The sequence below is a fragment of the Geobacillus thermopakistaniensis genome, from assembly GCF_000498995.1.
Classification (GTDB): Bacteria; Bacillota; Bacilli; order Bacillales; family Anoxybacillaceae; genus Geobacillus; species Geobacillus thermoleovorans.
Genome location: NZ_AYSF01000043.1, coordinates 1 through 13,419, shown reverse-complemented (window position 1 = coordinate 13,419; position 13,419 = coordinate 1). Strand labels below are relative to the sequence as shown.

Here is a 13,419-nt window from a genome sequence, read left to right as displayed (position 1 = left end):
CTTCCTCTTTTCCTTTTGCGACAGGTATGCAAACTTGCTGCATGGTTATGACAATTCCTCCATAATCGCCTCGTATACCTCATCGACATGAAATCGAGATGTCCCCATGCCGATTTGTTTGACGACACGACCGTTGCGGCCAAGCAAGTAGGCGAGCGTCGTGTGTACGATCATGCCGTTGCCCGGGTCGCGGTATTGAAAGTGGAAGGCGTCCGCTACTTTTTTCGTGTCCGCTTCACTGCCGCGCAAAAACACCCAACCTTGTCCGTCGCTCATGACTCCAAACGCATTGGCATATGTCTGCAGCTTTTCATTCGTATCGCGCGCCGGGTCGATCGTGATCGTGATGAATTCCACCTTGCTTCCAAATACCCCGGCTTGTTTTAGGCGATCGCGCAGTTTTGCCATTTGCGCTGTCGTATTCGGACAAACATCCGGACAGTTTGTATAAATAAACTCGACAAGCCTCACTTTCGGCGGAAGGTCGCCAAACTCGTATGATTTTCCCCATGCTGTTTCCATCGTCACGTCATTTGGAAGCCGCATCGTTGATGGCTGGTAGACAGCAAAGTACAGGATGCCGACGCTGATGCCGATGATGACAAGAGAGGCAGCTAACGTATACCATTTTTTCACCATTCATCACTCCTCAATATGATCATATCAAAAAAATTAGCGAAAAAATCGCGATGTTTATGAACAATATGCGACTATTTTCCTAATTAAAAAAAGTTTCAAAAAAAGGCTTGCACTTTCGTTTTTCTGTTATATAATAAAAACGTAAATAAAAACAATGTAATATAACAAAGAGAGATGGGGGAAGGAAAAATGGCGTCATTTGCTGAACGTGTCCGGCAATTAGAAGAAAGTTGGAAAAATGAGGAGCGCTGGAAAGGGATCGTTCGTCCGTACAGCGCTGAGGATGTCATTAAACTGCGCGGCTCGCTTGACATCGAGTATACGCTCGCTCGACGCGGGGCGGAAAAATTATGGAAGCTGCTTCATACAGAGGATTACGTCGCGGCCCTTGGCGCGCTGACCGGAAATCAGGCGGTGCAGCAAGTGAAAGCAGGCTTGAAGGCGATTTATTTAAGCGGCTGGCAAGTGGCGGCCGACGCCAACCTCGCCGGACAGATGTATCCGGACCAAAGCCTGTATCCGTCCAACAGCGTTCCGCATGTCGTCAAGCGAATCAATCAAGCGTTGCAGCGCGCGGATCAAATTCAATACTTAGAAGGCAGCGGGGACGTGGACTACTTTGTGCCGATCGTCGCTGACGCTGAGGCGGGGTTCGGAGGCCAACTGAACGTCTTTGAGCTCATGAAGGCAATGATTGAAGCCGGAGCGGCTGGCGTCCATTTTGAAGACCAGCTGTCATCGGAGAAAAAATGCGGCCATTTAGGCGGCAAAGTGCTTTTGCCGACGCAAACGGCGATTCGCAACTTGATTGCGGCGCGGTTGGCCGCCGATGTCATGGGGGTTCCGACGGTGCTCATCGCACGCACCGACGCGAACGCTGCTGACTTGATCACAAGCGACATCGACCCGCGCGATCAAGCGTTTATCACTGGAGAACGGACACCGGAAGGCTTCTATCGCACAAGAGCCGGTTTGGATCAAGCGATCGCCCGCGGGCTTGCCTATGCGCCGTATGCCGACCTCATTTGGTGTGAGACGAGCGAGCCGAATTTGGATGAGGCGCGCCGGTTTGCCGAAGCGATCCATGAGAAATTCCCCGGCAAGCTGCTGGCGTACAACTGCTCGCCGTCGTTCAACTGGAAGAAAAAATTGGACGATGAAACGATCGCCAAATTCCAGCAAGAGCTCGGCAAAATGGGATACAAGTTCCAATTTGTCACTTTGGCTGGCTTCCATGCGCTCAATTACAGCATGTTCGAACTGGCGCGCGGCTACAAAGAACGCGGCATGGCGGCGTACGCCGAGCTGCAGCAAGCGGAATTTGCCGCCGAGAAGTACGGATACACGGCGACGCGCCATCAGCGCGAAGTCGGCACGGGCTATTTCGACGAAGTCGCCCAAGTGATCTCCGGCGGCCAATCGTCAACAGTCGCTTTGAAAGGATCGACCGAAGAAGAACAGTTTACAGCCATCTAATGCCGATCACCAGCAAAGAGACGCCCGGCTTGGCCGGGCGTTTTTTGTTTGAGACGAAGAGCCTCCTTGCTTCCATCGCATAATAAGGAAAAAAATGACGCATCCTATGGAGTACAAGGAGGCGATGTAATGGAAAAGAATCAAGGCGATCTGCCGGAGCTGATGCCTGCCGAGTTTCGCGTCAGTACGGATCTTCATGTTGAGCAATGGTCGATGAATGAAGAGACGTATGCTGGCGACTCGGTCGGCGAGCATACCGCGTTGGAACAGGCGAATGAATATTTAGCGTCCAAAGAAATCGGCCAAACGTTCGAAAACTCCTAGAACACCCATGACGATTGTCATGGGTTTTTTTATTAGATTTTTTGCAAAATATAGAAAAAAATAACTACTGATGGTATGATAGGAGTAGTGAGCGAGTTGATTAAGGGAGGAGACGAACGGATGAAAGTCAATGAATTCATTGTATTGGAACAATTCATCGTAAGCCGTTATACGATGGCGGTTCTCCCATACTTTTTAAACAGCGATGTGTATGCGAAAGTCATTGAAGAGGACGGCGAATATATCATCAAACAAACGCCGATTGACATTATTAAACATAGTTGCGATTACTACGGAAGCAGCTTTCAAGGAAGGAAAGAAGGAACGAAAGCCGTCATTGGCATCACTCATAAAGCGCCGATCGCCATTGAACCGTCCAATGAAATTTACGTATTTCCAACCGCCTCTCCGCGTGACTCCCGCTGCGTTTGGCTCTCGCACATGCACGTCTATCGGTATGAGCCTGCCAAATATGAGCGGACCATCGTTTATTTCCGCAACGGAAAAAGCATATCCCTCGATGTTTCCTGCAAATCGTTCATCAACCAGTTATACCGAACGGCTCAACTTCGAACGAAATTATCCGAGCGGATGGAAGCGAGGGAGCGCAAACTCCAATACATATTTCGCATGCAGCAAGAAAAACAGAGTTAGCTGAACAAATTGATAAAAATGGTTTTTCCTAAAGATGAGTTCAAATTAGGCGCCTGGACGTGTAAAATAAAGATATAAACGGCATTTGAATGGGGAATAGACATGGATATGGAAACAATCAAACAATGGTTCACGCTCGACAGCATCCTTTCCCTGCTCGAACAATACCGCTCTTTCGGCGTGCTTCCCGGCATCGCAGCGACGTTGCTTGAGTCGTTTTTTCCCATTTTGCCCATGTTCGTCTTCGTGATGGCGAACGCAGCGGCGTTTGGACTATGGAAAGGGTTTCTGATCTCTTGGCTAGGCGCTTCACTTGGCTCGCTCATCGTGTTTTGGCTGACGCGGAAAGTGGGGCAGAAGCGTTTTTTTCACTTTGTCCGCCGCCACCCGAAAGTGCGGCAGTTTATGCATTGGATTGAGCGACACGGATTTGGTCCGCTGTTTTTGTTGTATTGCTTTCCGTTCACCCCATCGGCGCTTGTCAATATTGTTGCCGGACTGTCGCGCATCAGCCGCCAGCAGTTTGTATTGGCGGTGCTGCTAGGAAAGATGATCATGGTGTTTACCATCAGTTTTATCGGCTATGACTTGAAGGCGCTCATCCGTCAGCCGCTGCGCACGGCGATGATCGCCGCAGTCGTTCTGTTGCTTTGGTACGCCGGAAAACGGGTGGAAGCGCGATTTTCGTTGACGGAAGAACAAGGCGGCGAGGAGGGCGGGGAGTGACGAAGCAAAAAGAAAAACGAGGCCGCCGATGGCCATGGTTTGTTGCCGTTTGCGTTGTCGCCACGCTTCGGTTGTTCGTGTTCAGCAATTACGTGGTGGAAGGAAAATCGATGATGCCGACGCTAGAGAGCGGCAATTTGTTGATCGTCAATAAGCTTTCCTACGACATCGGGCCTATTCGCCGGTTCGACATTATCGTTTTTCACGCCAACAAAAAGGAAGATTACGTCAAGCGGGTTATCGGCCTGCCTGGCGATCGGATCGCGTACAAAAATGACATCTTGTATGTCAACGGAAAAAAAGTTGACGAACCGTATTTGCGCCCGTATAAACAAAAGCTGCTTGACGGCAGGCTGACCGGGGATTTTACGCTTGAGGAGGTGACCGGGAAAACACGGGTGCCTCCCGGCTGCATTTTCGTTCTTGGCGACAACCGGCTTAGCAGCTGGGACAGCCGCCATTTTGGATTTGTCAAAATCAACCAAATTGTCGGCAAGGTGGACTTTCGCTACTGGCCGTTTAAACAGTTCGCCTTTCAGTTTTAACCTTAATCTCGAAAGGAGTCTTCCGCTTCTATAACGAAGTGAAGCGAGGTTGTTCAGTCGTCCGACAGTCGCTGACATGTCGGCTGGCTCTACAAAAAGAAACAAACGTTAACGTTTCAGATTGCCTCTATATAACCCGCAGCCGAAGGGCGTTTTTTCTTCCCAAAAGCGAACATACGTGCTAAAATAAAACAAATAAAGGAAACGAATGGTGGTGGATACAATGTCGCTGCGGTTTTTGCTCGGACGGTCAGGAAGTGGGAAAACGGCTGTCTGCCTCGAAGAAATTCGCCGCCAGTTGCAAGAGGATCCAAAAGGAAGGGCGATCGTCTATCTCGTTCCGGAGCAAATGACATTTCAATGCGAATACGCGTTGATACATACCGAGGGAGTGGGCGGGATGATTCGCGCCCAAGTGTTCAGCTTCACCCGTCTCGCTTGGCGCGTGTTGCAGGAAACAGGCGGCATGACCCGGTACCATATTCATGATGTTGGTGTGCAGATGATGATCCGCAAAATTATTGAGCAACGCAAACAAGAGCTGAAACTGTTTGGCCGCGCGGCGGACAAACATGGGTTTATCGAGCAGCTGAACGAAATGATCACCGAATGCAAACGGTATTGCCTGACGCCGGGCGAACTCCGCCGACATGCCAAGGCGTTCGAGGATGGGCCAAGCCAGCCGGGCCGCCGCTTGCTCGCTGACAAGTTGAGCGATGTCGCGCTTGTGTATGAGGAACTTGAGCGGAGTCTTATCGGCCACTATCTTGATTCGGAAGATTATTTGCGCTTGCTCGCTGAGCATATTCCGCGCTCAAGTTATTTGCGGGATGCCGATATTTACATCGACGGCTTTCATCATTTTGCGCCGCAAGAATATATGATCATCGAACAGCTTCTTCGCCATTGCCGGCGCGTCACCGTTTGTTTGACGATCGACCGCCCGTATGACGACGGAATGCCGGACGAACTTCATCTCTTTTATTTGCCGGCGCAAACGTACCGCCAGCTGAGGGAGTTGGCGCTAAGCAATGACATTGCGATCGAAGAGCCGATCGTGCTTTCGGCCAACCGACGCCATGAAGACAGGGCGCTCGTTCATCTTGAGGCGCAATTTCACCGACGCCCGTTGCTTCCATATGGTGCAAAGACCGATGCCGTCCATCTTTATGAGGCGTCCAATCGCCGAGCGGAAATCGAAGCGGTCGCACGCGAAATCATCCGCCTTGTCCGCGATGAAGGGGCGCGCTATCGCGACATTGCGCTGATCATCCGCCAGACGGAGGCGTACCGCGATCTGGTGAAAACGGTGTTTTTTGATTTTGGGATCCCGTATTTTATGGATGAAAAAGAACCGATGCACCACCACCCGCTCATTGAACTCGTGCGCGCTGCCTTAGAGACGGTCGTGACGCGTTGGCGATATGAAGCGGTGTTTCGGGCGGTGAAAACGGATTTGCTTTTTCCAACGGACGGCGATCTGCACATGTGGCGCGAGGCGGCCGACAAGCTCGAAAACTATGTGCTTGCTTACGGAATCAAAGGGGATAAGTGGACAAACAATGAGCGCTGGGCGTATCGGCGCTATCAGGCGCTTGACGGTTTGAACGTACCACAAACGGACGAGGAGCGGCAGTTTGAGGACATGCTCAATGAATGGCGCGAGGCGTTGGCCGCTCCGCTTCGCCGGTTGGAGCGCCGTCTGCGCCGGGCGGAGGACGGACGCGGGTTTTGTATGGCATTATATCTGTTTTTGGAAGAATTGCAGATTCCAAAAAAACTAGAGAAAATGAGCGCACAAGCGGAAGCGGACGGCCGCCTCGTTGAAGCGCGCCAGCATGAACAGGCGTGGAACGCCGTCGTCGATTTGCTTGACCAATATGTAGAAATGCTCGGGACAGAATCACTGCCGCTCGCTGAGTTTGTCAAGATTATCGAGGCTGGGCTCGATCGGTTGGAGTTCTCCCTTGTGCCGCCGGCGATGGACCAGGTGATCGTCGCTCAGCTTGATCGCTCTCGTTTAATTGACATCAAGTATGCGTTCGTCATCGGCGCCAACGATGGCGTTATTCCAGCAAAAGTGAAGGAAGACGGGCTGATGGCGGAAGTGGAGCGCGAGCAGCTGCGTGAGTTGGGAGTGGCGCTCGCCCCAGGGGGGCGGGAGCAGCTGTTTTATGACCCGTTTTTTGTCTACTTGGCACTTGTTTGTCCGAGCCGGCGGCTGTATGTTACATATCCGCTTGCTGATGGGGAAGGGAAAGCGTTGATGCCGTCGCCGCTCATCAAGCAGCTTACGGAACTGTTTCCGCATGCGCCGGTGCATCTGTGCGGCAACGACCCGTTCGACGCCCCGGCAGAAAAAGCAGAGGCGTTCGTGACCGCGCCGCGGGCGACGCAAACGTATTTGATCAGCCAGCTCCGAGCGTGGAAGCGCAACTACGGCATCGATCCGCTTTGGTGGGATGTGTATAACACGTTCATCGGCCATCGGGACTGGAAGGAGCAGGTGCGGCATGCCGTCTCCGCGCTCTTTTATACAAACGGAGCGACGCCGCTCAAAAAACAGTGGAGCCAGCGGCTGTACGGCAAAAAAATTCAGGCGAGCGTCTCGCGCATGGAGCAGTTTCAAAAATGCCCGTACGCCCATTTCGCATCGCACGGGCTGCGGTTGAAAGAGCGCAACGTTTTCCGACTTGAGGCGCCGGATGTTGGGCAATTGTTCCATGCCGCCATCAAGCAAATCGCCGACCGGCTGCGCGAACAGCATCTTGATTGGCGCGAACTGTCAAGACCAGACTGTGAACGGCTGTCGGCCGAAGCGGTCGAGCGAATCGCCCCGCTCATCCAGCAGCAAGTGCTCTCAAGCTCTCATCGCTATGAATATATGAAACGAAAATTGAAACACGTCGTTGCCCGTACAACCCATGTGTTAAGTGAGCATGCGCGGGCGAGCGGTTTCGTTCCGATCGGACTTGAGCTGTCATTCGGCCCCAATGGCGACCTGCCGCCGCTTCGGTTTCGACTGCCCGACGGAACAGTGATGGAGCTTGTTGGGCGGATCGACCGCGTCGATAAGGCGGAAAGCAGCCAAGGAGTGCTTCTTCGCATTATCGATTACAAATCGAGCGCGAAAACGCTCGATTTGACGGAAGTATATTACGGCTTGGCGCTGCAAATGCTCACCTACCTGGACATCGTGCTGACGTATGCCGAACAGCTCGTCGGACAGCCGGCCTTGCCAGCCGGGGTGCTTTATTTTCACATCCACAATCCGATCGTTCAAGCGAAGCAATGGGTGGATGATGAGGTGGAAATGGCGAAAAAGTTGCTTGAACCGTTTCGGATGCGCGGGCTGTTGCTCGCTGACGTCGAGGCGATCCGGTTGATGGACGGCCGAACGGAAGACGGACAATGGTCGCTGATTGTGCCCGCTCAGCTTACGAAAAGCGGGTCGATCCATTCGCGTTCGTCGGTGGCGAGTCCATCCGACTTTGCCGCGCTCCGCCAGCATGTCCGCCGTTTGTTCATCGACATCGGCGGGCAAATCGCCGACGGCGTCGTGTCGATCGCCCCGTACAAGTTGAAAGATAAAACAGCGTGCGAGTTTTGCGTTTTCAAACCGGTCTGCCAATTTGATGAGGCACTCTCCGGCAACGAATACCGGAAGCTTGCCCCGCAAACGAAGGAAGCGGTCATCGAAAAACTAGCGGAAGGGAAGGAAGGATAAATGAACGCCACGATTCGCCCGAAGCCGGCTGGGAGCCGATGGACGGATGAACAATGGAAGGCGATCGCCGCGGGCGGCCGAGACATTCTTGTCGCCGCGGCGGCCGGATCCGGGAAAACGGCCGTTCTTGTCGAGCGGATCATTCAAAAAGTGACGGCGGAAGAAGGAGCGGTCGATATCGATCGGCTGCTTGTCGTTACCTTTACCAATGCGGCAGCCGCGGAGATGAAAGCAAGAATCGGCGAGGCGCTCGAGCGGGAATTGGCCAAGCGTCCGCATTCGCTCCATTTGCGACGTCAACTCAGCCTGCTTCCCCGCGCCGCGATCTCGACGCTCCATTCCTTTTGCTTGGATGTCATTCGCAAATATTACTATTTGCTTGATTTGGATCCGTCGTTTCGCATCGCGGATGAAACGGAAATCGAGCTGTTGAAAGAGGATGTCCTTGAAGAGCTGCTTGAGGAGGAATATGGAAAGCCGGACAACGAGCGGTTTTTCGCTGTCGTGGATGCCTATACGGGCGACCGGAGCGATGCGGAGCTGCAGGAGATGATTGTCGCCCTTTATGAATTTTCCCGCTCCCATCCGGAACCAGATGAATGGTTGGCCGGTTTGACCTCGATGTATGATGTCGATGAACGAACAGATATAAAGACGCTGCCAGCAGCCCGCTATATCGCGCAACATGCTGCGATGGAGCTGGCGGCGGCCAGACGGCTGATCCGAAGGGCGCTTGAGCTTGCTGAAGAGCCGGGCGGACCGCGTCCGTACGCGGAGCGGCTGCGCGAAGATCGAGATATGATCACTGATTTGGAAACGCGTCTTTCTGGACCGTGGGCCGAGCTGCATCGCGCGCTAAAGGCGCTGTCGTTTGGGCGGCTGCCGGCCTGCCGCGGCAAGGACTATGACGAGCGGCTGATCGACGAAGCCAAATCGTTGCGTGATCAGGCGAAAAAGAAAGTGGAGGCGCTGCGCGACAATGTGTTTTCGCTCGATCCATCCGTTTGGCTCCGCCATATGCGGGAAATGAAGCCGATCGTTGAAACGATCGCTAACCTTGTCCGCCGTTTTGCCGTCATGTTCCAAGCGGCGAAACGGGAAAAAGGAATCGTTGATTTTTCTGACTTGGAACATTATTGTTTGCATATTTTGCGGCGGCGCGATCCGGAAACGGGCGAATGGCAGCCTTCCCCCGCCGCCTTGGAATACCAGGCGCAGTTTGATGAAGTGCTTGTTGACGAGTATCAAGATACGAACCTCGTTCAAGAAGCGATTTTGCAGCTGGTGAAAAAAGGGAGCGAACGAACAGGCAATTTGTTTATGGTCGGCGACGTGAAACAGTCGATTTACCGATTCCGCCTTGCCGAGCCGATGCTGTTTCTGGACAAATACAAACGATTCACCGCAGACGGAGAAGAAGGGGGGATGAAAATCGATCTTGCGAGCAACTTCCGCAGCCGCCGCGAAGTGCTTGACGGGACGAATTTTCTGTTTGCGCAACTCATGGGGGAAACCGTCGGCGAAATGGTTTACGACGAAGCGGCGCAGTTGAAATACGGCGCTGATTACCCGGAAGGGGAGGATGCGGCGCCGGAAGTTATGATCATCAACCGGCAGCGTGCGGCGGAAGAGGACGAAGAGGAAGCGGCTGAATGGGAAGCGGCGGAGCTCGAGGCGCGGCTGATGGCGAAAAAAATCAAAGAGATCGTTTCCGCTCCGTTTTATGTATACGATCGTCCGAGCGGGCAGCCGCGGCGCGCCATGTACCGTGACATCGTCATCCTTGTCCGCTCGATGACGCATGCGCCGCAGATGATCGAGCAGCTGCAGGCGCAAGGCATCCCGGCGGCCGCGGATTTGTCATCCGGCTATTTTCAGGCGACGGAAATTTCGATCATGCTCTCACTGTTAAAAGTGATCGACAACCCGTACCAAGACATTCCGCTCGCCGCGGTGCTCCGGTCGCCGCTCTTTCGTTTTGACGAGAATGAGCTCGCCATGATTCGCCTCGCCGATCCAAAAGGCACGTTTTATGAAGCGCTCTGTTCGTTTCGGCAAAAGCCGGCGGAAACGGAAGAGGAGGCCAACGCCCAAAGGAAAGCGGCGGCTTTCTTAGAGCGGCTCGAGGGCTGGCGTACGATGGCGCGCCGCCGCTCATTAGCTGATCTCATTTGGCTGCTGTACCGCGATACGCAATTTTACGATTTTGTCGGCGCACTGCCGGGCGGCAGGCAACGGCAGGCGAACTTGCGCGCTTTTTTCGGCTCGATTTTTATCATGTACCGNTTTCGCGGCTTGTTTCGCTTTCTTCGCTTCATCGAGCGGCTGCAAGAGCGCGGCGACGATTTAGGGGCGGCCCGGCCGCTCGGCGAGCAGGAAGACGTCGTGCGCATCATGACGATTCACAGCAGCAAAGGATTGGAATTTCCGATCGTGTTTCTCGCCGGGCTTGCGCGTTCGTTTCATACGCGCGATTTGCATCACCCGTATTTGCTTGATAAAGAGCTGGGTTTTGCCGCCCGCTTTGTCCACCCGCGGCTGCGCATCAGTTATCCCACGCTGCCGCTGTTGGCCATCCAAACGAAAAAGCGGCTTGAACTGCTCGCTGAGGAGATGCGCATTTTGTATGTCGCGCTCACAAGGGCAAAAGAGAAGCTGTATTTGTTGGCGTCGGTCAACGATGCGGCCAAGGAGATTGAAAAATGGAAAAGCGCTGCTTCGGAACGCGGCTGGCTTCTCCCCGACGATGTGCGGGCTTCGGCCCGCTCCTACTTGGATTGGATCGGCCGGGCGCTCATCCGTCATCGTGATGGGGGGGCGCTTGCGGGAATGAAGGCGCCTGAAGAGGTCGCCTCCCACCCGTCTGTATGGCGTGTCTCCATCGTGCCGGCCGCCGATTTGCGCGGCGCAGAGGCTGCGAGGGAGGAGATGGATGGCGGCGTGCTTCTTGCCCTCGAACAAGGACGACCCGTTCCCGTAGAAGGAGGGTGGCGGAAGGAGGTCAAACGCCGCTTGTTGTGGCGGTATTCGTATGAGAAAGAAACGGCCGTGCGCGCCAAGCAATCGGTGTCAGAACTGAAAGAACATCGCGTGCTCTTTGGCGAGCAAGCGGACGAATGGCGGCCGCGACAAGGGACGGCTCCGGTGTTTTCTCGACCGCGTTTCATGCAGGAGAAAACATTGACGCCGGCCGAAAAAGGGACGGCGCTCCATATCGTCATGCGCCATCTTGATTTGCAGGCGCCGCTTGATGAATCGTCGATCCGCAGTCAGATCGTCCGCCTTGTCGAAAAAGAGCTGCTGTCGGCAGAACAAGCAGAGGTGGTCGATCCAGCGGCCATCGCTGCCTTTTTCACTGCAGATCTTGGCCGCCGCCTTTGCGCCGCCCGCGAAGTGCACCGTGAAGTGCCGTTCAGCTTGGGGCTTAAAGCGGCTGAACTGTACGGCGGCGAAGGGACGGAAAGCGGCCGGCGCGTCCTCGTGCAAGGGGTGATCGACTGCGTGTTTGTCGACGAATGCGGCTATGTGATGATTGACTATAAAACGGATGAAGTCGTCCACCGTTTTGCTGGGCAAAAGGAAGAAGCGGCTCGTTTTCTGCTCGGCCGCTACGGGACGCAAATGCGCTTGTACCGGCGGGCCATCGAGCAAATTTGGCGTGCGCCGGTGGCGGAATGCTATTTGTATTCGTTTGACGGCGGGTTTGTTGTGGCTGTTGAGTGATGCAAGGGGGGAAAGAGAGAATGCGGATTTTGCATACCGCGGACTGGCATTTTGGGAGAACGCTCGAGGGGCGGAGTCGGATGGCCGAGCAAGAGGCATTTGTTGATGAGCTTGTGGAGATTGTCAAGAAAGAACAAATCGACATCATCCTTGTGGCCGGCGACGTATTCGACTCCGTCAATCCGCCGGCGGCTGCGGAACAACTGTTTTATGAAAGCCTCGCCCGCCTGTCCGACAAAGGACGCCGCCCGGTGGCAGTCATCAGCGGCAACCACGACCACCCCGACCGGATCAGCGCTGCCCGGACGTTGATGTGTGCGCACAACATTTTTCTTTTCGGCCGCCCGCAAGCGGCTGTTTGCCGGATTGACGTTCCATCGTGCGGCGAAACGATGATGCTTGCTCCGTTGGCCTATCCGTCCGAATCGCGCCTCGCCGAGCTGTTGTCATCCGACTGTAAGGAGACGACGATGCGCGATCGGTACGATGACCGCATCCGCGCCCTATTAGCGGCGATGGCCGCCTCGTTCACGGCGGAGACCGTCAATATCGCGATGAGCCATCTTTACGTTGCTGGCGGACGTACGTCCGATTCCGAGCGGCCGATTGAAGTCGGCGGCGCTTATACGGTGGCGGCTGAGAGCCTGCCGAAAGCCGCGCAATATGTGGCGCTTGGCCATCTGCACCGGCCGCAGGATGTCAAGCAGGCAAAGACGGCCGCGCGCTATTCCGGCTCGCCGTTGGCGTACAGCTTTTCCGAAGCCGGTCAAGCCAAATCGGTCACGGTCGTTGACGTGCATCCAGGCGGGGCGGCCAAGGTGGCGGAGATACCGCTCGCTGCTGGCAAACCGCTCATCCGTTGGAAGGCGACAGAGGGGCTCGCTCAAGTATACCGCTGGTGTGAGGAAGGAAGAGACCGATCAAGCTGGATCGATTTGGAGATCCATGTGACCGAGTCGTTGACAATGGAAGAAATTGATCGGCTGCGTAAGCTTCATCCCGGATTTGTCCACATTCGCCCGGTGTTTCCCAATCGGGTGGAAGAGATGATGGAAATGAGCCGCGAGCCGCTTTCACTTGAAGAAATGTTTCACCGCTTTTACGAACGTCAGACTGGGGGACAAACGCCGGATGAAGAGCTTGTCCGCCTCTTTTTGGAGCTGGCGGCGGAAGAAGAGAAGGAAGGGGAGGGAGAATGAAGCCGATCTCGCTGACGATCGCCGGGCTTCATAGCTTTCGTGAAAAGCAGACGATTGATTTCACCGCACTGTGTGAGGGCGGTGTGTTCGGCATTTTCGGGCCGACTGGAAGCGGCAAATCAACGATTTTAGACGCCATGACGCTCGCCTTGTTCGGCAGCGTCGAGCGGGCGGCCAACCGCACGCAGGCGATCATCAACCACGCGGAGCAAGAGTTGTTTGTCTCGTTTACGTTTGAGCTGGAAAATGCGGCAGGAGCGAAACGGTATACAGTCGAACGAAGCTTAAAAAAAGTGGACGAATGGCGGACGCGCAGCGCCGTTTGCCGCCTGATCGAGCATCGGTCCGAGCCGGTCGTGCTCGCCGATAAACTATCGGTTTTCGGCTTGCTTTTTCTCACCGGTGC

General features: G+C 54.5%; 10 protein-coding genes. 9 read left to right on the top strand and 1 reads right to left on the bottom strand.

The window, feature by feature from the left end:
* Positions 1 to 45 precede the first annotated feature (45 nt).
* The gene (locus T260_RS130950; RefSeq protein ID WP_011230178.1) at positions 46 to 636 is read right to left on the bottom strand and encodes an SCO family protein; all 591 of its coding nucleotides are present in this window, start codon (positions 634 to 636) and stop codon (positions 46 to 48) included.
* 192 nt (positions 637 to 828) lie between these two features.
* Here T260_RS130950 and aceA point away from each other — a divergent pair, with 192 nt between their 5' ends.
* The 9 genes from aceA to T260_RS01000000137920 form a co-directional block, all read left to right on the top strand.
* Positions 829 to 2,115, top strand: a complete 1,287-nt coding sequence (gene aceA, locus T260_RS130955) for an isocitrate lyase (RefSeq protein WP_011230179.1) — start codon at positions 829 to 831, stop codon at positions 2,113 to 2,115.
* A 129-nt stretch (positions 2,116 to 2,244) separates the two neighbouring features.
* A complete protein-coding gene (locus tag T260_RS130960) occupies positions 2,245 to 2,439 on the top strand; it encodes a hypothetical protein (RefSeq protein WP_011230180.1) in 195 nt (64 codons plus the stop codon).
* A gap of 120 nt (positions 2,440 to 2,559) precedes the next feature.
* Positions 2,560 to 3,093, top strand: a complete 534-nt coding sequence (locus tag T260_RS130965; RefSeq protein WP_014195018.1) for a competence protein ComK — start codon at positions 2,560 to 2,562, stop codon at positions 3,091 to 3,093.
* A 102-nt stretch (positions 3,094 to 3,195) separates the two neighbouring features.
* Positions 3,196 to 3,819, top strand: a complete 624-nt coding sequence (locus T260_RS130970; protein ID WP_013146210.1) for a TVP38/TMEM64 family protein — start codon at positions 3,196 to 3,198, stop codon at positions 3,817 to 3,819.
* Positions 3,816 to 4,364 carry a signal peptidase I gene (gene lepB / locus T260_RS130975; protein ID WP_011230183.1) on the top strand — a complete coding sequence of 183 codons (549 nt, stop codon included), beginning with the start codon at positions 3,816 to 3,818 and terminating at the stop codon, positions 4,362 to 4,364. Before T260_RS130970 ends, lepB begins: the two co-directional genes overlap by 4 nt.
* Positions 4,365 to 4,587: 223 nt before the next feature.
* Complete coding sequence (gene addB / locus T260_RS130980; protein WP_286365221.1) at positions 4,588 to 8,091, top strand: helicase-exonuclease AddAB subunit AddB; 3,504 nt, start codon at positions 4,588 to 4,590, stop codon at positions 8,089 to 8,091.
* Complete coding sequence (addA, locus tag T260_RS130985) at positions 8,092 to 11,814, top strand: helicase-exonuclease AddAB subunit AddA (protein ID WP_023633876.1); 3,723 nt, start codon at positions 8,092 to 8,094, stop codon at positions 11,812 to 11,814.
* Positions 11,815 to 11,834: 20 nt separating this feature from the next.
* Positions 11,835 to 13,013, top strand: coding sequence for an exonuclease SbcCD subunit D (locus tag T260_RS130990; protein ID WP_021322517.1), 1,179 nt, complete (start codon positions 11,835 to 11,837; stop codon positions 13,011 to 13,013).
* Positions 13,010 to 13,419 (top strand): AAA family ATPase (locus T260_RS01000000137920; RefSeq protein ID WP_033027279.1); only part of this gene is annotated, 410 nt, incomplete at its 3' end. The genes T260_RS130990 and T260_RS01000000137920, both read left to right, overlap by 4 nt.

Excerpts from the sequence above, each read along its gene's own strand:
- aceA (WP_011230179.1), top strand. The coding sequence starts at position 829 with ATGGCGTCATTTGCTGAACGTGTCCGGCAATTAGAAGAAAGTTGGAAA.
- T260_RS130960 (WP_011230180.1), top strand. The coding sequence starts at position 2,245 with ATGGAAAAGAATCAAGGCGATCTGCCGGAGCTGATGCCTGCCGAGTTT.
- T260_RS130965 (WP_014195018.1), top strand. The coding sequence starts at position 2,560 with ATGAAAGTCAATGAATTCATTGTATTGGAACAATTCATCGTAAGCCGT.
- T260_RS130970 (WP_013146210.1), top strand. The coding sequence starts at position 3,196 with ATGGATATGGAAACAATCAAACAATGGTTCACGCTCGACAGCATCCTT.
- addB (WP_286365221.1), top strand. The coding sequence starts at position 4,588 with ATGTCGCTGCGGTTTTTGCTCGGACGGTCAGGAAGTGGGAAAACGGCT.
- T260_RS130990 (WP_021322517.1), top strand. The coding sequence starts at position 11,835 with ATGCGGATTTTGCATACCGCGGACTGGCATTTTGGGAGAACGCTCGAG.